A 20991-nucleotide genomic window follows, 5' to 3' on the forward strand; every position below is an offset into this window, starting at 1 on the left:
GTTCTCAGTCTTTTCTTTGCACTAATAAAATGGAGTAACACACTCAAGGAGCGCCTGATGAGCCAAACCACTACGGATCGAGTCCGTTGGACAGTTGCCGATCTGGAGTTGTTGCCAGATAACGGGAATCGCTATGAGATTGTGGATGGAGAATTATTTGTGACACGCGCACCACACTGGGGCCATCAAAGAGTATGTAGCAATATTTGTACAGAGTTGAATTTTTGGTCGCGACAGACTGGTTTAGGAGAATCTGCAAGTGGTGCTGGCATCATTTTTACGGATGCTGATAACGTGATTCCTGACGTAGTTTGGGCAAGCAAGGAACGATTAGCTGCTGTGTTAGATGATGCAGGGCATTTAACCGCAGCACCAGAGTTGGTGGTTGAGGTGCTATCTCCAGGCGAGGAGAATGAACGCAGAGATAGACAGGTGAAACTAAAACTCTACGCATCGCAGGGAGCCAGAGAATACTGGATAGTTGATTGGCGTTTGCAGCAAATTCAGATTTATCGACGGGAGGGGGCAACACTGGTGCTAACAGCAACATTGTTTGCCAGCGATGACCTGACTTCGCCCTTGCTTCCCGGGTTTACTTGTCCTGTGGCGCGGTTGTTTAGTTAGAAGTTAGCGGAAATTAGCGATCGCAATTTGCCTTGAATTGCGAACCCAAGATGAATCGAATAGCACAACGAAAAATTGCTAGATGTTATTGTTGCAGAGACAGCCATCGTTAGTGATCGTCGTACTTAAAAATCTTTCTAAAACCCACCACAATTGCCAATTTCAAAAGATGCTTCACTGCTACGGTTACTGCTGCCAGCAGAAGGCAAATTGTGATGATTCCTATTTGCCTTTTTGCTTTTATCTTTAATATCAGGCAAACTTAGTTTAAATAACTTCATAGAAATGCTTATTTTTTAAAACACTATTGACAAATTAATTGATATATGTAGAAAATGCCTGCGGGCGTCTGTCGCCAGTGCTTGACGGGAAGCGAATCAGGATTAGGGGAAATCTCAAAGTGAACATTCTGCTAGTGGAAGATGATGAGCGTTTGGCACAAGCTCTCACCAAAACCCTCAGCGATCGCAATTATATAATTGACCGGGCAGCCGATGGGCAAGCAGGCTGGCAATTTGCACGGGCTGGTACTTATGACTTAATTTTGCTAGATGTGATGCTGCCTACACTTGATGGCATCAGTCTTTGTCAGCGGCTACGTTCTTTGGGGCAGTTGATGCCGATTCTCTTATACGCTGCCCATGAAATTGATGGCGATAAAGTCATGGCGCTGGATGCTGGTGCGGATGATTATGTCCTCAAACCCTTTGATTTAGAAGAAGTAGCGGCTCGTGTCCGCACTCTCCTGTGTCATTGCTGTTTATTAAAGCCGCCAATTCTGAAGAATGGCAGCCTAGGTCTTGACCCGCCTACCTTAGAGGGACGCTATGAAGGGAAAAACTTGCATCTTACCCCCAAACAGTATGCGCTACTAGAACTGTTTGTGCGCTGTCCGAATCAAGTCTTTAGCCGCAGCGAGCTTCTGGAACACCTGTGGTCGTTTGAGCAACCACCCGCTGAAGAAACCGTCCGATCTCACATTAAAGGGTTGCGGCAAAAACTGAGAGCCGCGGGCGCTCCCACCGATCTGATTGAGACGGTTTATGGGCTAGGATATCGCCTCAAGCCAGCTCAATCTCATCCTCCAACACAAGCGGTATCCTCCGCCCTACACCAGCCGCCGACGCTTGCTCAAACGCAGGCAGCAGTGATGAAAGTTTGGGAGCGCTTGCAAGGAGAGATTATCTCTCGGATAGATGTTGTTGAGGAGGCAACGACTGCCTTATTGAGAGACGAATTGGGGTTGGAGGAGCGCCACCGAGCAGTTTGGGCAGCTCACAAGCTAGCGGGTTCTTTAGGGATGTTTGGCTTTCCGTGGGGTTCTCAACTAGCTCGTCAGATTGAACATAGCTTTCAACCAGAGACGCCATTGGATCGGGACATAGCGCAACACTTGTGCGAATTAGTTGCGGATCTCCGATGCGAACTGCGGCAGCCTCCAGCAATCGGGCGCAAAATTCGCTCGGTGTCGGTGGATGTAGAAATGCAAGATAGATTGTCTCAGATTAAATCTGGTTGATTGAGCCTAACGGAGTTCTTGGCTCATTCCAATCCGGCTTGCTAATCCAGATTAAAATCTCCGATAGGTCAAAATAATTTTCAGATGCGTTGCGTCCGTTGTTTCCTGAAATTCTTGCTGGCTTTTTTACCGCTCACCTTACCTGTTAAAGCTCAACAAATGGAAGTAACTGATAGCGATCGCCTGATTATCCGTTCTGTGATTTCTAACCAACTGGAAGCGTTTCAAAAAGACGATGCTGAAGGAGCTTTCTCCTTTGCTAGCGCAGAAATTCAAGCTCAATTCGGGACGCCAGACAACTTTTTAAGGATGGTGAAGGCTGCTTATCAACCAGTTCATCGTCCTCGTTCCGTGATGTTTGAGAACATGACCACAATTGAAGGATTCCCAGCTCAGCAAGTGCTTCTACTCGATCGAGAGGGAAATTTGATCAGGGCACTTTATCTGATGAAAAAGCAATCTCAGGGTAAATGGAAAATTACTGGGTGTTATTTAGTGCCAGTAAAAGGGGAAACGGTTTGAATAGAAAATTGGTAAGAAGAGTTTTGAGTTTTGATGTGAGAAGATAGTGTTTAAGATGAAATCAAAAAAAGATAAATTTATACTTATAAATCTATGAGTTCGTCTATTTCCTCCCAAACACCTCGCCCCCCACTGCTACCGACACAAGCTTTGGCGGTAAAATCATTTCACTGGATCAACATTATTAGCTTGCTTTTAATGATTACCAGCGGACTACAGATTTACAATGCTAATCCGGTTTTTGGCGGACGCGGTGGTTGGCATTTTCCACCCTTGTTTTTGCTAGGCGGCTGGCTTGCTGGAGGTAGACACTGGCATTTTGCTGCCATGTGGCTATTTGCTCTAAATTTAGTTTGGTACGGGATTTATATTTTGATAACTCGGCGCTGGAAGCATCGATTTGTAGGTGAGAAGGATGTGAAGGCACTGCAATTGAGCCACAACCCCAAGCGCATTGCTTATGCTTGGCATCGAATTGCTTACACCGCGATTATTCCGATTTTACTGCTCGCTTTGCTAAGCGGACTGGGAATGTATAAACCAGCTCAATTTCACTGGATTGTTGATTTATTTGGCGATTGGCAAGCATTGCGAATTGTTCACTTTATGAGTGTGCCAACTGTCATACTATTTGCAATGGTTCACTCTTGGCTAGCTCTTAAAGTAGGAGGTTCTCGTTTAATTGATTCTATGTTCCGGTAGCGGTATTTTATAATGAGCTGTAGGTTGGATTACAACAATCCTAAAGCTCATTATCAATCTAGTTTCCTTCTTTAAAATGAGTTCACTGGGTTTCTTACAGGAACTCTTAAAGGAGGAGGTTGCTATTTAAGTTATTGAATATTTTAGTAGAGATATTTTATGAACTTGATTCAAGTTCCCCGTCGCAGATTTCTGCAATTCTCAGGACTTTCTAGTATTAGCTTACTTCTGGGGGGTTGTGCGTTCAGCGTGTTTGAGGGGATTGCAGGTAAAGCTTTTGAACCCCTCAACCAAAGTGTTGAAGAGTTACTGCTAAATCCGCAAAAACCTGTACCTGAATTTTCTGCTAGCCAGATTGAGCCAGATGCTTTAATTATTAATACATTTGACTTTACGCCACAAATAGACCCTGTTGCGTTTCGCCTAAATGTAAATGGCGAGGTTAATAATCCTTTGAGTCTTAGTATGGCGGATCTTCAGCAAATGCCTTTATCCTCAATGACAATTCGCCATGTCTGCGTCGAAGGTTGGGCGGCAATTGTGCAGTGGGGGGGAATCCAACTGCGGGAAATTGTATCTCTGGCGCAACCAAAAGCGAATGTCCGCTATGCTTACTTTAAGTCGGCGGATGGTTATTACGAAAGTTGGGATATTGCTTCTGCGTTGCATCCCCAAACTCTCATGGCGTATCAAAAAAATGGTCAACCTTTATCGGTTGAGAATGGTGCCCCTCTACGTCTAGCTTCCCCGATTAAACTCGGATACAAGCAAAGCAAATGGGTGACAAGCATTACGCTAGTTAGCGATTTGTTACCTTATAAAGGCTATTGGGAAGATAAAGGTTATGAATGGTTCGCAGGACTATAGTTGCAGCCTGCGGTTTCACACTTCAATTTTTATCTTAAACTTCTATACGAATGGCAGATGCAAGCTCTGGCAGTTATTTCAAAGCCATAAAGTAGCTTTGTCCAGCAAGATTGAGAATTTCCGAAGTTTAATACTTCAATCAAAAAATATCAATCTTGAGCCAAGCGATCGCGTTCTTTGATCTCATTGCATTGAAAGTGTAGGGGAGTCTCTAATACTCCCCTACTGACGAGGCGTATACTACTTACCTGTCGTCTATTACAACGCAATTTTCACTTCCTTGAAAATTAATCAGTTGCCCAAGACTTGCCCAAGAGCTGCGATCGCAGATTGAGCATTGTGAATCTGCCGAACGAAGTGGCAGATGTAGCGCTACTTAAGCGGCGCGGCGAGTGAGTAAGTTCCACAGGAAGACTGCAACAATTGCGCCTAAAACAGCGACAATGATTCCAGGAATGCTCAAGCTAGAAGCTGCTAATTGTAGAGTCCCCGTTTGCAGGAAAGTACCGATACTACCGCCTACGAAAGCTCCAATGATTCCTAGTACGATGGTTCCTAGAATACCACCGCCTTGATGACCCGGATAAATAGCTTTAGCAATTGCACCAGCAATCAGACCTAAAACGATCCAAGCAATAATGTTCATGGTTCTGATTCCTTAATAGTCTCTTCTTTACATTTACAGATTAACAGTTCAAATAGAGCAATCCTATCTGCCACACGATATAAGTGTCTTTACCCCAAAAGATAGGCAAACGGTATTCTTTTCACGTTCAGGTTCCTACAGCGCTAATTCCTCTATATGATTGCACCGAACTTTCCAGTCAATTAATAATATTTAACATTGGGGTAAAAGAAGATAAACGCTTAGGTTCAAGCTCTAGAATTGCCTTTATCCTACAAAAAAATTAAATAAAGCATCCTTCGGACTGATGTTAGATTGCCGAGCAGTATGATAATCTCCGGACGAATAAATCGGGGGAATAAGCAGTGAGAGCGCTGATCCGGCTGGGAATTGCACTGTTACTTATGCTATTTGGGTTAGTTAGTTACTGCACTACGACAGTCGAGAACCCGGTAACTGGGGAAAAGCAGCGGGTGCAACTTTCGCCAAAGGAGGAAGTCGTCCTAGGACTGCAAGCGCGATCGCAAATGGCGGCGAAATTTGGCGGTCTGTACCCAGATCCGGCGCTACAAAACTATATTGACAAAGTAGGAAATGAGGTAGTGCAGGAGTCAAAGGCGAAGACTTCCGGCTATCCCTTTGAATTTCATCTGCTGCGCGACCCTCAAACGATTAATGCCTTCGCGTTGCCGGGAGGACAAATTTTTATTACTGCGGGTTTGCTGCGTCGTCTTTCTTCTGAAGCACAACTGGCGTCTGTGTTGGGGCACGAGGTCGGGCACGTTGTGGGACGACACGGGGCGGAACGCTTGGCAAAGCAGCAACTTGGTACAGCACTGGTAACAGCGGTTGGAGTTGCGGCGAGTGACGACCAAGGTGGCGGTCGGCAGGCACAAGTGATTGCCCAAGCAGTGAACCAGATTGTCAATCTGCGCTACGGACGGGAGGACGAACTAGAAAGCGATCGCCTTGGCGTTCAGTTTATGGCGCAAGCTGGATACAACCCTAAAGCTAGTGTTGAAGTGATGCAGATTCTGGCGAGTGCCAGGAGTGGCGGTCAATCTCCGGAGTTTTTCAGCACCCACCCCAACCCTGAGAACCGAATTCAAAAACTACAAGCTTTGATCTCTCAAACCTATCCCAACGGCGTTCCACCACAATTGGAGATTGGACGCGAGGAATTTGCTCAGTCTGTGCGATCGCGTTTGCCACCCGCAACTCAGTAGCGACCGGGAAACTCACCCTTACAGCCCTCAGCCCTTCAAGACAGCACATTCCGAGTGTAGCCCCACTTCCCGCCGCTGAAAGACAATTCCCCATTCTCACCGGAACGCCACGATCCACCAATATTAACCAGCGCCAATCCTTGGGAAAAGGATTGCGCGTTGTCAAATTCTGTAGGAATGACCAGCTTTCCTATCTTGTTAATATAGCCCCACTTGCCAGCAATTTTGACTGCTGCTAGCCCTTCTACAAAAGACTCAGCATCCTCAAATTGCGGCAAAATTACCACCTTCCCAGTTTTATCGATATACTGCCATTTCCCAGCAAGTTTTACCGCTGCTAATTTTTCTGAAAAAGATTTAGCGTCCTCAAATTGTGGCAATATTACCAGCTTTCCCGTCGTGTCAATATAACCATATTTTCCACCAACACCAATGCGTGCCATTCCTTCCGAAAAGGCATAAGCGCTATCAAATTGCGGAGGAATTGTGAGGGTGTTTGGATTAAAAATAGTTTGGAAGCGAAGCAGAAAGTTGTTGATCCAACCCTGAGGAGCATCTAGCGCCTTAGTGTTCCTCCGATCGATGTAGCCCCACTTGTTCTCTATCTTGACTGCTGCCAACCCTTCTGAAAAAGACTTAGCTTCATCAAATTGCAGCGGAATGACGAGTTTCCCCGTATTATCGAGATAACCATATTTGCTACCAATTTTTATCGCTGCCATCCCTTCTCTAAAATACTCAGCGCTATCAAATTGGAATCGGCTAATCAATTTTCCAGTAGTATCAATAAAGCTCCACTTGTAGCCCATTTTGACCCGCGCCAGCCCGCTATGAAAAGAATCCACCCAGTCAAATTGGGGCTGGCTGACACTTTTCCCGGTCGTGTCGATATAGCTATATTTGCCACCAATTCTGCGATTGGTAAAGCCAAGCTGTTTTAATTGTGAGGGATTAAAGGGTGCAGGCTGGGAGTAGGGGCCAGAACGCAAGGCTTTCGCTAAGGCATCGTTGTCTTCTCGCAGACCTTCGTAGAAGAAGAAAACTTCGCCTTGGATGCCACGAAAGCGATTGTAAGCGATCGCTTGCAACAAGTATTCGGCGCTGATGCGATATCCACCGACTTTGAGTAAAATACCGGGTATCAGGGTTGGTAGTTGTGCGGCGGTAAATTGCTGGGCGACAAGACTATCAACCAGTTGTTTGTAACTAGAGAAATCGCGGCGATACAACTGTGGATGCATCATATCAACTAACCCGCGATCGCTCCAAGCTTTGGGATCTTGCAAGTATTCCTGAAGTGCCCAACCGTGGGGACTCGGTGCCAGTGAAATCAGCAAGTCTGGCTTAATATTAATGACTTCTTGGTAGAGGCGAGTTAAAAAATCCGTGAGAATATCCGCACGCCACTGAAGCCATTGCGGATCTTTTGGGTTTTGTGGAGGATTTTGGAAGAACTGCTGAAAGTAGCGATCGCTTGTTCGTCGATCGTAGCCCCCTTCGCTTGGAAGTGCAGGCAGGCGATCGTCCCCTTGAATGCCGCTAATATCGTAATTTTTGACAACTTCTAGCACTAAATTGAGTAAGAATTCCTGCACTTCAGAATCAAGGGCATTCATCCACTCGAAACTATTCTTTTTAACTAAATTCCCGCTGTTATCGCGGGCACCCCAATCAGGTTTTTTCGCAAGAATATGCCCGCCATTTTGATTGTAAGAAGCGGCGAATCCGTATTCAAACCAGGGAATCACCTCAAGTCCAACTCGACGCGCCTCAGTTACCATTTCAGCTAAGGGATCGCGATCGCGATATCGCGGATCAATTTCGACTCCAAAATTGTCCTGCATCACTTTACTGGGATATAGCGTAAAGGCGCTATTCCAAATAACAGGAAAGACTACATTGAACCCAGTTTGAGCGAGGAAATCCATCGCCGCAGCAATGTTTTGCCGAGAATTCAGAACTTTGCTATCTGTTGTGGTAATCCAGACACCGCGAGTTTCCATTACTGCCTCTTTGGCGCGTATTGTCTAATTAGTGCCACTCCTTCAGAAAAAGCATCCGCTTCATCAAATTGTGGCGAGATTACGAGTTTACCCGTTTTATCGATATAACCCCACTTATCAGCAATTTTGACTCGTGCTAATCCTTCCGAAAAAGCTTCAGCTTCATCAAATTGCGGTTGAATCACCACAAATTCCATCCCTGGAATATACTGCAACGGCACACCAGAAATGCTTAAAGCGCGACAGATTAAAGCTGCAATCTCGCCTCTTGTGGCATTCTGATTGGGGTTAAAGCGTCGGACATTAGGATAATTTACGATAAGATATCTTTCGGTTGCAGACGCGATCGCGCCAATTGCATAATTGGGAATCTGCGCCGCATCCTCAAAATACTTTTTTAATATTTCGCTAGGATTTGTGGGAGCGCCATACTTCAACCCCGACACCAAAGCCACTAAAGCTTGCACTCGCGGAATCGGCTGGCTGGGCTTAAATGTGCGATCTGGATAGCCAGACAAAAAACCAGCCCGATAAACAATTTGAATCGCCTGATAAGCCCAATGACTTGAAGGTACATCCACAAAGTTAATCGCATTCCGAATCGGGACAGTATTGGGAAACGCTTTTCGCACCAGCGCCGCAAACTCTGCCCGCGTCACCTGTGCATTCGGACGAAAACTGCCATCTGGGTAGCCGCTAATTAGATTTCGTTCATGTAGTTGTTTGATACACTCTTGCGCCCAATGGTTTTGAATATCAGAAAAGATAAGCTCGTTCAACTTGACTAACTCCTGAATTCTAATTTACCTATTAATACAATTCTCATATTTAAAGACAAAATATTTGCTCCACCCTATATTCTTTGGCAAAAGGTAGAATCTTATCCTAGCCCCCCTTAAAAAGGGGGGTTGGGGGATTTCTAATAATCAAGCATCAATAATGATCGTCTTGATTAACAATTTTAATCTTGCTAGCGGCTTTAGTCGCTTTATTCCGCGCCTCTTGGACATTACTTGCTTTCGCCAAAGCGACTCCCATTCTGCGGTTAGGGCGAGAATTTGGCTTTCCAAATAACCGGATATCTACATTCGGTTCAGATAAAGCCTCTTGCACCTCCATAAAAGCGATTGAATTTGAATGCTTACTTGCCAGAATTACTGCACTTGCTGAATCCCCTAATAGTTCTATTTTAGGGATTGGTAAGCCTAAAACCGCTCTTAGATGCAATTCAAATTCATTCAAGTTTTGAGAAATTAATGTCACCATTCCCGTATCATGAGGTCTGGGAGAAAGTTCGGAAAAAATTACAGAATCCTTGGTAATAAAGAACTCCACCCCGAAGATTCCAGCGCCTCCCAAAGCATCAGTAACTTTTTGCGCGATCGCCTGCGCTTCCAAAAGCAAGTTTTCTGGCATTGCTGCGGGTTGCCAAGATTCTTGATAATCCCCCCTTTCTTGACGATGACCGATAGGAGGACAGAAAATGGTCGGAGCATCCCACTGCTTAATCGTTAGCAATGTTATTTCTAATTCAAAGGGAATGAACTCCTCGACAATAATTTTTTGAGTATCTCCTCTAGAACCTTCAATCGCATACTTCCATGCCGCTTCAACCTCATCAATTGACTTAACAACTGATTGACCTTTTCCAGAGGAGGACATCACAGGTTTTACTACATTGGGAAATCCAATTTTATCGCAAGCATCAATAAATTCCCCCAGCTTTGTTGCATAAGCATATTTTGCGGTTCTAATACCTAACTGCTGATGGGCGAGTTCCCTAATTCGGTCTCGATTCATCGTGTAATGGGTAGCAGTAGCAGTCGGAATGACTGTAAACCCTCTTTTTTCAAATTCAATCAGTTTCTCCGTCCTAATTGCTTCAATTTCCGGAATAATTAAATTTGGCTGATGTTTTTGCACGACGGCTTCTAGGTCATCAGCACTGAGCATAGAAATTACTTCAAATTCATCAGCTACTTGCATTGCTGGAGCATTATGATAGCGATCCACTGCAATGATATGGTTGCCTAGACGTTGAGCAGCGATGACAAATTCTTTGCCGAGTTCTCCTGAACCAAGCAGCATGATTTTTTGAGGAAGCTTCAGAGAGTGTCCCATTGATTTTTTGACTTTGAGCTACCAGATTTCGCCAATTCATTGTAAAACTAAGCAGCGCTATTTAGATCGCGATCGCCTAGAATTTACACATTATCCTTTCCTAAGTGGCGGAGGGCGGCTTTATCCCAATTTTAGGGATAAATTAGGTCTCTGGCTATCAAACCTACCTCTACAAAAATCAAACTGTACATCCATAGAAATATAAATATCGCAATCCTAATTCATTCATAAAATCGGAGAGATCTCTTCTTACTCGTCCTCAGTGCTTTATAGCGAAGAGAGTGTAGCGTTAATAAATTCAATTAGGATCGGGATCGTTTTTTGCGGGAGAATCTAGCCACGTCCACAACTGCGGAGAGGTGAAATCAGGCACTGCAAAAATTGCTCCGCAGTCGCAGAGAACTTTGGGGTCGTAGGTTGAGGCAATGCCAATTGTCACAATGCCTGCGCCTACCGATGAACGAATGCCGGAGGGAGAGTCCTCAAAAGCGATCGCTTGTTTCGCTTTAATACCAAAATAATCTAACGCCAGTTGATAGGGAGCCGGATCGGGTTTGCCCGCGATCGCTTCTTCTGCTAAAACAACGGTGGCGAAGGCATCTGCCAAACCCAAAGCTTCTAGCATGAAGTAGACATTTTTACGCGGTGCATTTGTGACAACTGCTCGTTGCAACTTTAATTCTTCTGTCCATGCCAAAATTTTAGAAAGTCCAGCCAGGGGTTTAAGTTCTGGTGATAATTCTCGGAAATAAGCTTCTTTCGCTTCAGCGAGTTGTTCGCCTTCTGATAAGGATAACTGAGGGAGAATATCTTGGATAATAACTGGATTAAGGCGTCCGCTAATCCGGTTTTGGTAAAAATTTTCGTCAATATCAATATCGTATTGTTTTAAAATATCCTGCCAAGATTTGTAATGGATTCGGTCAGTATTTACCAGAGTCCCATCCAAGTCAAATAAAATTGCAGCCAACATAGTTTCAGGGGCGAGACGATTGAATCAGTGCCATAGCTATCCTAGGGTGGGAAGCAAAGCCAAGCAAACATTCTGTCATCTTACCTGTACCTTTTGCCGTATTGAAGAAAACACTCCCAAGCGGACAATAGTAAGTATGCAGTCGCTCGACTGTTATACCCTCAATTGACAAAGCGGGATAAAAAGAGCGATCGCTTTCTATCTCTGCTGTGTCGTAACTTCTGTAGTGATGTCCTCAAACTTTTTGTTATACGGTGCGAATGGCTATACCGGAACCCTGATTGCTCGATTGGCAGTGCAGCAAGGGTTACGCCCGATTCTGGCAGGACGCAATTCCGAAAAGTTGCAGCCGTTAGCGACATCGCTTGGTTTAGAACACCGCGCCTTTAGCCTAGAAGATGAGTCCGCCGTAGATGCGGCGCTGAAGGATGTGGCAGTGGTACTCCACTGTGCAGGGCCATTCTCCCGCACCTCTAAGCCAATGGTGGAAGGGTGCCTGCGGACAAAAACCCATTATTTGGATATTACCGGAGAGGTGGCAGTATTCGAGGCGATCGCTGCCAAAGATGCTGAGGCAACAAAAGCAGGCGTAATGCTGCTTCCCGGCGTCGGTTTTGATGTCGTTCCTTCTGACTGTCTCGCGGCTCATCTCAAGAGACAGCTGCCTTCAGCAACAAGTCTGGCGCTGGCTTTCACCGCCGGTCAGACATCGCGGGGAACTGCCACAACAATCGTGGAAGCTCAGAAGCAAGGAGGCTTAGTGCGGCGGGGTGGCGTTCTGACTCCGGTTCCGACTGCTTGGAAAACTCGAACCATCGACTTTGGAGAAGGCCCTGTTTTAGGCACCACACTTCCTTGGGGAGATGTGTCTACCGCTTTCTACAGCACAGGGATTCCCAATATTGAAGTTTATATGGCAACCCCTCCCTCCACTTACTGGGCGCTAGTCGCAAGTAGATATTTGGGTTGGTTATTGGGGTCACCACCCATGCAAAGCTTACAGAAACGTCTAATCCAAGCTCAACCACCAGGACCAACCGATGCACAGAGGCAACAGGGGAAAACTAGATTGTGGGGAGAGGTGTCAGATGATGGCGCAACTAAGGTATCCCGACTGCAATGTCCAGAAGGCTATACGCTCACAGCACTGACGGCGCTGGCTATTGTTACTAAGGTGCTTGCCGGACAGGCAAGTGTTGGTTTCCAGACGCCGTCTAAAGTCTATGGTGCCGATTTGATTTTGGAAATTGAGGGGGTTGAGCGGTCAGATATTAATAATGGGTAATGAGTAATGGGTATCCCATTACCCATTCCCTGCTTTATCTACCCAGATGGCGAGCTGCTAACTGCATCGCATCAGCAATATCAACATCGCCATCGCGGTCGGCATCTAAGAAAGTATTCAGAACTGGATTCGACCCGTGCGGATTTTGAGCGCTGGAGCCAGTTTTTAGAAGATTTAACACCAGGGGAACGAGAATCGGCAACATCTGTTGAATCATCGCCGGATTCAAGCCGGTTCTTTGAGCAATTACTTGCACGATTTGCGGCACTTGAGAAAAACCAAAAAGCGCATCAACGGCTTGAGGATTGGGAGAACTGCCGCCATATTGATTAACAAGGGCTTGCGCTTGTTGGGGGCCTTCGGTAGCTTGCTTCTGTTGTAGAGCAGAGCGCACGTAGTTTCCTACAAGGGACATTGTAGATTGCACTGCTGACGGGTCGGCACCATAATTATTGCTGACCTGCTGCACGGTACCAAAAATATTATCCATCTGTCCGGGAGTCGCTTCGCGATCTGGACTGTCTAGGGCATTGATAATTTGGTCAAAAAGTCCCATAACTCTTTCTACTCCGATAACTTGAACAAAATGTCTCACTTTTGGGCTGTAGTTCGCCTCTAGCTATTAGCAGAGAATTTTGGTTGTTGATGTTGATGCGACACCGACTTGATGTTTGATCGGTAAAGCGATCGCTAACTCTGTCCCTTTCCCAACTTCTGATTTGCAGCTAAAATTACCGCCATGTTTCTCTACGATAATCTGATGGCTGATTGATAGACCCAAGCCCGTACCAATGCCTCTCGGCTTCGTGGTAAAAAAGGCATCAAATATTTTCTCTTGATGTTCTGGTGAAATGCCAGAACCATTGTCAGCAATCCGCACCCCAACGGTATCCTTGTTTAGGCGTTCTGTAGAAATCACGATTTCTCCAGGCTCTTTTGCCTCTTCTAGAGCATCAATCGCATTGCTGAGTAAATTCATAAATACCTGATAAAGCAAGCCGGTGTACCCTTCGATAGCTGGGATATCGCCGTAGTTTTGAATAATATTGATATTATTTTTAATCCGATTGTTCAAAATCAGCAGAGTGCTATCAAGACAGGCGTGCAAATCTACAGAATTAGGTTGTGGTTCATCGAGGCGAGAAAAATCTTTTAAACTTAGAACAATTTGTCGAACTCGGTCAGAACCGACTTTCATCGATTGCAGAACTTTAGGCAGGTCTTGTTTAAGAAAATCGATATCAATTTCCTCTGCTTGAGTTTGAATCGTTTCAGGCGGATTGGGAATTTCAGCTTGATAAGTTTCTAGTAATGCGAGAAGTTCTTTAACGTAGTCACCAGCATAAGCCAAGTTGCCATAGATGAAGTTGACCGGATTATTGATTTCATGGGCGACTCCGGCAAGCATTCGTCCCAAACTAGACATTTTCTCACTTTGGATTAGCCGCAACTCGCTGTCTGCTTTTTGTTCTTGCAAAAGGTGCCCCACCTGGAGGATGAGCTGATTGAGGGAGGTTGCCAACATTCCCACTTCATCTTCAGTTGTAATCGGCACTTGCAAGCCAAAATTAGATTCTTGAGTTGCCCGCTGTGCTACATCAGTTGCAGCTTTCAGGGGACGGACGATGGCGCGAGAAGTGTAGATGGCTAAAAGGATAGCGATCGCAATTGACAATAAAATACTTGCAACAATAATTTTAAATCGGATTGTTTCCGCAGCAATCAAAGCCAGTTCTGCCTGCTTAACATCCTGGTAAGATCCCTGAATAACTCCAGTTAAGTCGTCTGAGAGACCATCAAAATTTAGCGCTACAGAACCATTCGTAAAATTTAAAAGTAGTTTTTGTGCTTCCTGAATTTTATCTGGCTTTAAATGAGACAGCTCAATTTGCTGTACTAATTCATCAACCTGATGAAAATAGATTTCTGGTACGTTTTCGTAAGTTTTTAGAAACCTGGGTATTCCATCAGCGTGTACATGAGCCGCTGCCTCGCGTTGATAAACGGCGCTGTTTGTATAAGATTTGATTTGAGACAATATCCGCTTAATTTCAGCAGTATGTTCCAGAAAATGAGAGTATTCGGCCCAAAACAATTCCGGATTTTCTGCTAGCGGAATCAATTGTTGTTGGTGCGTACGTGCCTGTAGTACGCCATTTTGCAAGCGATGGAGAAGGTTGAGTTCTTGGTTGCTATATTCATGCAACTTCGTAGCTCGTTGCTGATAGTAATCTCCAATCATAAATCCGGCAGCCGTTCCCAAAACGGCAATGCCTAGGGTTAGCCCATATCCATAACTAATTTTTTGGCTAACGCTGAAACGACCAGTGACCCGGCTGAGCCAGCCTGTGATACTGACTGGGTGAGGGAACGCACTGCCTAAGCGTATCTGAGGCTTCCTGACGTTTGGCTCAGAGATCATCGATCTATCCGGTGGGGGATAATTTTAAAAGCTAGTTTGTATTATAATTTACTGTTTTTTAAAATTACTCAGAAAGACGCTTTGTTTTAATTATCTAGCCGAGAAAAAATCACGGCAACAGGCTCTACTTTATTCGTGGAAGCATCTCTTGCCTGTTGCTGATAGCAGACAATGATAGGGAGATTAAGATTAGAAGCATCTCCTTACCACAATCCCGTTCATGCCCCTGTCGCGCTTATTAACGCTGATCGTTGGCCTCAGTGTAATTCTGGGGCTGATGCTGTGGCTGATTAATTCTCTCTATCGGCTGTATATTCAGATTTCTTTTACAGCACCTTTACTGGGAAATCTGCTGCTTTTGTTGCTGATTGTCCTACTGGGGGTGCTAATCGGTGGATTTATCTACTATGTGATGATTCTTCAGGGGACTGCAAAAGGTTCGCGGCAACGCCGCAGATTGCCGAAAGTCCCGGAAGCGAAGACAGAGGCGGCTTCAGAAACCCTCAAAGCAGTGCGGCAGCAAGTGGCACAGATTCAGGATGAGGTGTCGCGGCAGGCATTACTTGAGCGATCGCGCGAAATTGAAGCAAATTTGGCGCGTGGGGAACTGTTAGTCGTCGTATTTGGCACGGGTTCTGCTGGCAAGACTTCTCTGGTGAATGCCCTGATTGGGCGCATGGTAGGACGGGTAGACGCGCCAATGGGAACTACGGAGGTGGGGGAAACTTACGTTCTCAAGTTGAAAGGATTAAATCGGCAAATTTTGATTACCGATACGCCCGGAATTTTAGAAGCAGGGGTGGCGGGAACGCAGCGAGAGCAACTGGCACGGCAATTGGCGACGGAAGCGGATTTGTTGTTATTTGTCGTAGATAATGACTTGCGGCAGTCAGAATATAACCCGCTGCGAACCTTGGCAGAGATTGGTAAGCGATCGCTGTTGATTCTCAACAAAACCGATCTTTATACAGACACCGATAAGGAAACAATTCTGGCACGTCTGCGGGAACGAGTGCGGGGATTTATCGCAACCGCCGATGTGGTTGCGATCGCTGCGAATCCCCAGCCAGCTGAGTTAGAAAGTGGCGAAACCTTCCAACCCGAACCCGATGTAATGCCGTTAATTCGCCGTATGGCGGTGGTTCTCAGAGCCGAAGGAGAAGACTTAGTCGCTGACAACATCCTACTTCAATCTCAGCGGCTGGGAGACGAAGCGCGACGCCTGCTGGATGCTCAGCGCAGACGCCAAGCGGAGAAGGTGGTAGAACGTTTTCAGTGGATTGGGGCGGGTGTCATCACCGTGACACCCTTACCAGTAGTGGATTTGCTAGCAACCGCCGCTGTAAATGCCCAAATGGTTGTAGAAATTGGCAGAATTTACGGTTGCGAGCTGAATATGGATCGAGGGCGCGAATTAGCGCTTTCTTTAGGGAAAACTCTTGCGAGTTTGGGAATTGTCCAAGGAGCAATTGAGTTGCTTTCTAGAGTCCTCCAACTGAGTGTCGCCGCCTATCCTATTGGTAAGGTCATTCAAGGCGTTACCGCCGCTTATTTGACTCGAATTGCTGGCAAGAGTTTTATTGAATACTTCCGTCACGATCAAGATTGGGGCGATGGTGGAATTACAGAAGTTGTACAGCGACAGTTTCAGCTAAATCGCCGGGATGAGTTTATCAAGACATTTGTGCAAGAAGCGATCGCGCGAGTCGTCAAACCTTTAGCAGAAGCAAAAGAACCGCAAGAGGAACGCCAATCAGATCCGCCTCAACAATAGTAGCGTTTGCGAAGCGATATTCCTCCATCGGTAACACCCAGAAATATACCAGTTCTGGGTTACAGATTAAGGGTGTGCTTGCAAATTCTCTTGATCTACAAATAAATTTTATCTGCCAACCTGAAATTTATCCGGATATAGCAATTCTTGAGTTGATTAATAAGGTTAACAAGACAGCTTGCTTAACTTGGAGAAATTTCTATGGAATTAACGATTGCCGCAATTGCCTTCACCTGGATATTTTTCGCCTTTAGCGGAAGAACCTTATCCGACAAAAAAGGATCTGACAAAAAACCCGAATACATCGCCAAAATCTACAAAAATGACTAAAGAAAGAGAAGCTCACTTTTTCACTTTCTTTCATGGCTCATAAAATGACGATTTTTCAGATACTCAACAAATTTTAAATTGCTGTTTTAAATTCATCGTCATAGCAATTGGAGAATGGGGACACAAAACTTCCCAATCTCCTTTTTTATTTATTATCCTCTAAGCTAAACAATGCAACTCCCAGCAGCTCCCTGCTGGGTAAAGTAAAGATAGGCAATAGGCAACTTTTTTTAATTGTTATTCTGAGCGGAATCCAGTACAGGGTTAGCGAAGACGATGACATAAAAAGTTGTACACGGGATATAAATAAACGGGGAAAACAGCCGTTTGACCTTACAATTATTTATCAGGGAAATAAAGAATAATTAAATGAAATTTTGTAGAGCGATCGCCATTTTTTAAAAGTCAACTTCCCCCGATTTTTATTGGCTCGCATACGTGTACATCACGTCTGAACGCAGTACATACTTTCGACCTTGGATTACGGGTGCGCCTTCATGTTTTATTTCGTGGATAAAGAACAGCGCCATACCGATTTTAGGAACTATAGAGACGTTGGGTGAAAAAAACAGAGTTTCGCCTCCCTCAAAGTCTTCGCTCAGATAAATCATAAAAGTTAAACGGCTATGGTCGCCGTTTGTTCGCCAATAACTACCATCGTGATGTGGTGCGAAGCGCTGACCCGGATCGTATCGGTAGAACCGCAAGCGCTCATTAAGTCCCATTGCACACCAGTTACCGATTCTGGGGACATAAGTTTCCACACGATGCCATAAATTTGCTGCAAGTTCTTCATCATCCAAAATCACCCGATCGTTATTTCGGATTGATGGAGCCATTATGTATTCATCCTGTCCTACGGTGAGACCAGCCGGAGTATAGCCTATGTTTTCGGTTAAGGCGATATACTCGGCACACTCTGCTTTTGATAGAACGTTGGGGACGGTAAAAATCGGATTTTCTAAAGGCGCTTTTTTCATGACTAATTATTATTTAAGGTTTTTTTTCAGGGTGTCAGGTATATTTAAGTCATGAAAAATCGGATGCCAAAAGAACATACTATTTGTGGCGATTTCTAGCATCCAAGAATTTTAGCTGCTGGTAAAGCATCGCAATTTTCGGCAAATCAACACCTGCTGCTTGTGCAGTTCGTAGGGGATTACCGAACATGGTTTCCACCTCTAGAGGACGCCCTTCGTCATAGTCGATTTTCATACTGGTGCGGTACGGCTTCATCTTTGCCGTGTGATCGAGCATCTTTTCGACAAAGCTATCAGGAATCTTCCGACCAAAAGCAGATGCACCTACCAGCACTTCACTCATTAACTGCTCGACTAATAATCGCGTGTGAAGATCGCTCATCAGCTCATCTGTTGTGGCGTCAAGAACCACAGAAAGCCCGTTGTATGGGATATTCCACACCAATTTCTGCCAACGAGCAAACAGCAAGTCTTCAGCAAGTTGGATAGGGATGTCAGCACTTTCAAAGTCACCCGCAATCTGACGCATTCGCTCGGTAATCCCGGCGGGTTGATAATCGGGGGTATATTCGCCGAGTGTAATCGCCTTATAGTCTAGGTGGCGGATGTGTCCTGGCCCCACTTTATTAGAGCAGAGAAAGCACAAGCCTCCCATCACCCGTTCCGAACCCACAATTTTGGCGGCTTTCTCCTCAACGCCTAGACCATTTTGCAGCACCAAAACAACGCCGTCATCCTTAACCATAAATGGCAGCATTTTAGGCAGCAGGTGGTTTTGCGTCGTTTTTAGCGCTACAACCACTACATCGCAAGGTGGCATTTTGTTAGCGTCAGGGTAGGCGTTAACGTGAGGGAGGGTAAAATCGCCGTCTGGGGACTCAATGACTAAACCCTGTTGACAGACTTGTTCGTAATCGCTGTGCAACAGGAAGTGGACATTCAGCCCCGCCCGTTGTAGTTTAGCTCCGTAGTAGCCCCCCAGCGCTCCTGTTCCCAGGATGGCGTAACTCCGATTAGACATTGCTCTCTATAAAAGCTGAATCGCGGATATTTGGGCAACTTGCACGACTGGCGGCAATTGACTTGTGGGTGCGGGTATCATTTCACCCCGGAAGTCTAGTAACTGAACCAGCAGCAGATAGGCGATCGCTAAAATTATAGAAATTGTCCCAGTGATAATTGCAACTATTTTGGATCTATCCATTCGTTTCTCTTCGGTTAAATACTCCTAAATCCAGTCTAAGTGAATACAACTTCAGAACTGTATTTGCGCCAAATCGACTTTAAGCCTGCTTCTCGCAGCATGGTTTTTGCTGTTTCTCGCCCGTAAATCTGCGTTAATAATCCCGGTAGCCAAGTTACATCAGCACTGTTACCTTGGCTATACCAGTATTTCCAATAATCTAGGAACCCATACACCTGGCGATCGAGGTCTGGTATAAGCCGACAAATTTCTTCCATAAACTCGTGCGTACCAGCCAGTAAACCGTGATGCTCGTGAGACATCATCACTCCCCATTTTCCTTGAGGCGAGTAGAGAACATTCTCCGAAGTCAAAGCATTGTTAAACACTTTGCCATCGGCTGCTATGTAAGCTGAAATCTCAGAAAAATGGATATACCAGTGATTGGGGTGTTCGGGTTGTTCTTTGTTACGCCATAGATTTGAGAGGTAACAACCAGTGTCTCCCACACGGGAAGCAGCCGCAACTACAGCATCTAGGAGCGGTGGCTCTATGCGGTAGAAATACTCGTAGATTATCCTTCGCGCTGGGACATCCGGTGCAAAACGCTGGTTAAACGGGTCGTCGTTCAGAAAAACCAGACGCAGAGAGGATTCTGCCGATTCTCGAAACTCGGCTTCAGTTAAGATAAGCATCCGCCCAGTTTATCCCTAAGAAATAGAACAGATATAGGACTCATATCATCTATCATTCCAAACTGATACGAAAGTCCGCAAAATAGGGAATCAATAATATTGTAGAGAATGCGATCGCTTGCCGAACTAATATGAATTCTGTTGAAGATAAGTCAGGGGAACCGATTACCGTTTACCGTCAATCGGTAGTACAGACTTTTGAACTGCGAAAGGTTTATCGCACCGGATTTTGGCTAAATCAAAAAATTGAATCTCTCAAAAGCTGCACGCTGTCAGTGTTTGAGGGGGAAACGTTTGGGCTGCTAGGACCAAATGGGGCTGGGAAAACGACGCTGTTAAAGACGCTTTTGGGAATAGTACGCCCTACGGGTGGACGAGGGGTACTTCTGGGAAAACCTTTGGGCGATCGCGAAGTGAAACAACGCATCGGTTATTTACCAGAAAACGCCTATTTCTACGACTTTCTCACCGGCTGGGAGTTTTTGCAATTTACGGCTGGATTATTTCAAATCCCGAAATCGGTGCAACGTCAACGCATCCCCCAACTACTGGAATTAGTCGGATTGGCTCAATCTGCTGCCCGTAAAAAGCAGATGCGTCAGTATTCTAAAGGGATGCTGCAACGGGTAGGCATGGCTCAAGCGCTGATTAACGATCCAGAACTGGTATTTTTGGATGAGCCGATGTCGGGTCTTGACCCAATGGGGCGATACCAGATGCGAGAGATTATTTTATCGCTCAAAAAGCAGGGAAAAACCATTTTCTTTAATAGTCATGTTCTGGCGGAAGTGGAGCAGATATGCGATCGCGTCGCTATCCTCGCCCAAGGCGATCTGATTTGCGTCGGCTCCCTCGATGAACTTCTAGGTACCGCCGAATCCTACCATGTCAGAGGCAAAGGCGGGAACTTGGAGGTTCTCAAACGCTGGATACCCGATTTGGCATTTGAGCATAATGGTTGGCATGGACACTTACAAGGCGAACCCCAAGAGTTTCTGGCTAGTCTCCGGCTGATGGATGCCCATCTGGCAACAATGAACCTATCCCGTCCTTCTCTGGAAGACTTTTTTATTCAGCAGCTACAACAACGTGGCATTCGTTCCAGTAGTTGAGTTGTGTAAGGGGTTGAGGGATCTGATG

21 protein-coding genes are annotated in these 20991 nt (G+C 45.5%); 10 read left to right on the forward strand and 11 right to left on the reverse strand.

The window, feature by feature from the left end:
- Positions 1-57: 57 nt before the first annotated feature.
- From NDI44_RS06645 to NDI44_RS06665, 5 genes are all read left to right on the forward strand, one after another.
- A complete protein-coding gene (locus tag NDI44_RS06645; protein ID WP_190410486.1) occupies positions 58-624 on the forward strand; it encodes a Uma2 family endonuclease in 567 nt (188 codons plus the stop codon).
- Positions 625-1024: 400 nt separating this feature from the next.
- Positions 1025-2143, forward strand: coding sequence for a response regulator (locus NDI44_RS06650; RefSeq protein WP_190410487.1), 1119 nt, complete (start codon positions 1025-1027; stop codon positions 2141-2143).
- An 84-nt stretch (positions 2144-2227) separates the two neighbouring features.
- Entirely contained in the window at positions 2228-2665 is a 438-nt protein-coding gene (locus NDI44_RS06655) for a DUF4864 domain-containing protein (RefSeq protein ID WP_242036946.1), read from the forward strand.
- 93 nt (positions 2666-2758) lie between these two features.
- Complete coding sequence (locus NDI44_RS06660) at positions 2759-3367, forward strand: cytochrome b/b6 domain-containing protein (RefSeq protein WP_190410488.1); 609 nt, start codon at positions 2759-2761, stop codon at positions 3365-3367.
- 159 nt (positions 3368-3526) lie between these two features.
- A complete protein-coding gene (locus NDI44_RS06665; protein WP_190410489.1) occupies positions 3527-4234 on the forward strand; it encodes a molybdopterin-dependent oxidoreductase in 708 nt (235 codons plus the stop codon).
- Between the two features lie 376 nt (positions 4235-4610).
- Here the strand turns inward: NDI44_RS06665 and NDI44_RS06670 are convergent, their stop codons facing one another.
- Complete coding sequence (locus NDI44_RS06670) at positions 4611-4880, reverse strand: GlsB/YeaQ/YmgE family stress response membrane protein (protein ID WP_190410490.1); 270 nt, start codon at positions 4878-4880, stop codon at positions 4611-4613.
- A gap of 383 nt (positions 4881-5263) precedes the next feature.
- Between NDI44_RS06670 and NDI44_RS06675 the strand changes: the two genes are divergently transcribed.
- A complete protein-coding gene (locus tag NDI44_RS06675; RefSeq protein ID WP_190410896.1) occupies positions 5264-6085 on the forward strand; it encodes a M48 family metallopeptidase in 822 nt (273 codons plus the stop codon).
- Between the two features lie 35 nt (positions 6086-6120).
- On the opposite strand, the gene NDI44_RS06680 is transcribed toward NDI44_RS06675, so the two are convergent.
- The 4 genes from NDI44_RS06680 to NDI44_RS06695 all read right to left on the reverse strand — a co-directional run bounded on the left by NDI44_RS06680 (position 6121) and on the right by NDI44_RS06695 (position 11182).
- A complete protein-coding gene (locus NDI44_RS06680) occupies positions 6121-8088 on the reverse strand; it encodes a WG repeat-containing protein (protein ID WP_190410491.1) in 1968 nt (655 codons plus the stop codon).
- On the reverse strand, positions 8088-8867 hold the full coding sequence (locus tag NDI44_RS06685; RefSeq protein WP_190410492.1) for an S-layer homology domain-containing protein: 780 nt from the start codon (positions 8865-8867) through the stop codon (positions 8088-8090). Before NDI44_RS06685 ends, NDI44_RS06680 begins: the two co-directional genes overlap by 1 nt.
- 154 nt (positions 8868-9021) lie before the next feature.
- The gene (gene purT, locus NDI44_RS06690; protein ID WP_190410493.1) at positions 9022-10209 is read right to left on the reverse strand and encodes a formate-dependent phosphoribosylglycinamide formyltransferase; all 1188 of its coding nucleotides are present in this window, start codon (positions 10207-10209) and stop codon (positions 9022-9024) included.
- Positions 10210-10507: 298 nt separating this feature from the next.
- Positions 10508-11182 (reverse strand): HAD-IA family hydrolase, encoded by a 675-nt coding sequence (locus tag NDI44_RS06695; RefSeq protein WP_190410494.1) that lies wholly within the window; start codon positions 11180-11182, stop codon positions 10508-10510.
- A gap of 229 nt (positions 11183-11411) precedes the next feature.
- Between NDI44_RS06695 and NDI44_RS06700 the strand changes: the two genes are divergently transcribed.
- Positions 11412-12467, forward strand: a complete 1056-nt coding sequence (locus tag NDI44_RS06700) for a saccharopine dehydrogenase NADP-binding domain-containing protein (RefSeq protein WP_190410495.1) — start codon at positions 11412-11414, stop codon at positions 12465-12467.
- Between the two features lie 34 nt (positions 12468-12501).
- Here NDI44_RS06700 and NDI44_RS06705 read toward each other — a convergent pair whose 3' ends face one another.
- Entirely contained in the window at positions 12502-13023 is a 522-nt protein-coding gene (locus tag NDI44_RS06705) for a DUF937 domain-containing protein (protein ID WP_190410496.1), read from the reverse strand.
- 66 nt (positions 13024-13089) lie between these two features.
- The gene (locus NDI44_RS06710; protein WP_190410497.1) at positions 13090-14889 is read right to left on the reverse strand and encodes an ATP-binding protein; all 1800 of its coding nucleotides are present in this window, start codon (positions 14887-14889) and stop codon (positions 13090-13092) included.
- Between the two features lie 220 nt (positions 14890-15109).
- Here NDI44_RS06710 and NDI44_RS06715 point away from each other — a divergent pair, with 220 nt between their 5' ends.
- Together NDI44_RS06715 and NDI44_RS06720 are read left to right on the forward strand one after the other, a co-directional pair.
- Complete coding sequence (locus NDI44_RS06715; protein ID WP_190410498.1) at positions 15110-16663, forward strand: GTP-binding protein; 1554 nt, start codon at positions 15110-15112, stop codon at positions 16661-16663.
- Between the two features lie 201 nt (positions 16664-16864).
- Complete coding sequence (locus tag NDI44_RS06720) at positions 16865-16993, forward strand: hypothetical protein (protein ID WP_277877468.1); 129 nt, start codon at positions 16865-16867, stop codon at positions 16991-16993.
- 422 nt (positions 16994-17415) lie between these two features.
- Here NDI44_RS06720 and NDI44_RS06725 read toward each other — a convergent pair whose 3' ends face one another.
- From NDI44_RS06725 to NDI44_RS06740, 4 genes are all read right to left on the reverse strand, one after another.
- The gene (locus NDI44_RS06725; RefSeq protein WP_190410499.1) at positions 17416-17973 is read right to left on the reverse strand and encodes a 2OG-Fe(II) oxygenase; all 558 of its coding nucleotides are present in this window, start codon (positions 17971-17973) and stop codon (positions 17416-17418) included.
- A gap of 79 nt (positions 17974-18052) precedes the next feature.
- Positions 18053-18994: a putative 2-dehydropantoate 2-reductase gene (locus NDI44_RS06730; RefSeq protein ID WP_190410500.1), complete on the reverse strand. Its 942-nt coding sequence runs from the start codon at positions 18992-18994 to the stop codon at positions 18053-18055.
- A 6-nt stretch (positions 18995-19000) separates the two neighbouring features.
- Positions 19001-19177 (reverse strand): hypothetical protein, encoded by a 177-nt coding sequence (locus NDI44_RS06735; RefSeq protein ID WP_190410501.1) that lies wholly within the window; start codon positions 19175-19177, stop codon positions 19001-19003.
- Between the two features lie 35 nt (positions 19178-19212).
- Positions 19213-19851, reverse strand: a complete 639-nt coding sequence (locus NDI44_RS06740) for a hypothetical protein (RefSeq protein WP_190410502.1) — start codon at positions 19849-19851, stop codon at positions 19213-19215.
- A gap of 131 nt (positions 19852-19982) precedes the next feature.
- Between NDI44_RS06740 and NDI44_RS06745 the strand changes: the two genes are divergently transcribed.
- Positions 19983-20963 carry an ABC transporter ATP-binding protein gene (locus NDI44_RS06745; RefSeq protein ID WP_190410503.1) on the forward strand — a complete coding sequence of 327 codons (981 nt, stop codon included), beginning with the start codon at positions 19983-19985 and terminating at the stop codon, positions 20961-20963.
- The last annotated feature ends 28 nt before the right edge of the window (positions 20964-20991 follow it).

It is taken from the genome of Trichocoleus sp. DQ-A3, assembly GCF_039961975.1.
Taxonomy (GTDB): domain Bacteria; phylum Cyanobacteriota; class Cyanobacteriia; order Cyanobacteriales; family FACHB-T130; genus FACHB-T130.

Bases quoted from the DNA above. Each gene is read 5' to 3' on its own strand.
- NDI44_RS06675 (WP_190410896.1), top strand. From the start codon at position 5,264: ATGCTATTTGGGTTAGTTAGTTACTGCACTACGACAGTCGAGAACCCG.
- NDI44_RS06700 (WP_190410495.1), top strand. From the start codon at position 11,412: ATGTCCTCAAACTTTTTGTTATACGGTGCGAATGGCTATACCGGAACC.
- NDI44_RS06655 (WP_242036946.1), top strand. From the start codon at position 2,228: ATGCGTTGCGTCCGTTGTTTCCTGAAATTCTTGCTGGCTTTTTTACCG.
- NDI44_RS06730 (WP_190410500.1), bottom strand. From the start codon at position 18,994: ATGTCTAATCGGAGTTACGCCATCCTGGGAACAGGAGCGCTGGGGGGC.
- NDI44_RS06740 (WP_190410502.1), bottom strand. From the start codon at position 19,851: ATGCTTATCTTAACTGAAGCCGAGTTTCGAGAATCGGCAGAATCCTCT.
- NDI44_RS06735 (WP_190410501.1), bottom strand. From the start codon at position 19,177: ATGGATAGATCCAAAATAGTTGCAATTATCACTGGGACAATTTCTATA.
- NDI44_RS06660 (WP_190410488.1), top strand. From the start codon at position 2,759: ATGAGTTCGTCTATTTCCTCCCAAACACCTCGCCCCCCACTGCTACCG.
- NDI44_RS06720 (WP_277877468.1), top strand. From the start codon at position 16,865: ATGGAATTAACGATTGCCGCAATTGCCTTCACCTGGATATTTTTCGCC.
- NDI44_RS06715 (WP_190410498.1), top strand. From the start codon at position 15,110: ATGCCCCTGTCGCGCTTATTAACGCTGATCGTTGGCCTCAGTGTAATT.
- NDI44_RS06665 (WP_190410489.1), top strand. From the start codon at position 3,527: ATGAACTTGATTCAAGTTCCCCGTCGCAGATTTCTGCAATTCTCAGGA.
- NDI44_RS06725 (WP_190410499.1), bottom strand. From the start codon at position 17,973: ATGAAAAAAGCGCCTTTAGAAAATCCGATTTTTACCGTCCCCAACGTT.
- NDI44_RS06695 (WP_190410494.1), bottom strand. From the start codon at position 11,182: ATGTTGGCTGCAATTTTATTTGACTTGGATGGGACTCTGGTAAATACT.
- NDI44_RS06745 (WP_190410503.1), top strand. From the start codon at position 19,983: ATGAATTCTGTTGAAGATAAGTCAGGGGAACCGATTACCGTTTACCGT.
- NDI44_RS06680 (WP_190410491.1), bottom strand. From the start codon at position 8,088: ATGGAAACTCGCGGTGTCTGGATTACCACAACAGATAGCAAAGTTCTG.
- NDI44_RS06670 (WP_190410490.1), bottom strand. From the start codon at position 4,880: ATGAACATTATTGCTTGGATCGTTTTAGGTCTGATTGCTGGTGCAATT.
- NDI44_RS06705 (WP_190410496.1), bottom strand. From the start codon at position 13,023: ATGGGACTTTTTGACCAAATTATCAATGCCCTAGACAGTCCAGATCGC.
- NDI44_RS06645 (WP_190410486.1), top strand. From the start codon at position 58: ATGAGCCAAACCACTACGGATCGAGTCCGTTGGACAGTTGCCGATCTG.
- purT (WP_190410493.1), bottom strand. From the start codon at position 10,209: ATGGGACACTCTCTGAAGCTTCCTCAAAAAATCATGCTGCTTGGTTCA.
- NDI44_RS06710 (WP_190410497.1), bottom strand. From the start codon at position 14,889: ATGATCTCTGAGCCAAACGTCAGGAAGCCTCAGATACGCTTAGGCAGT.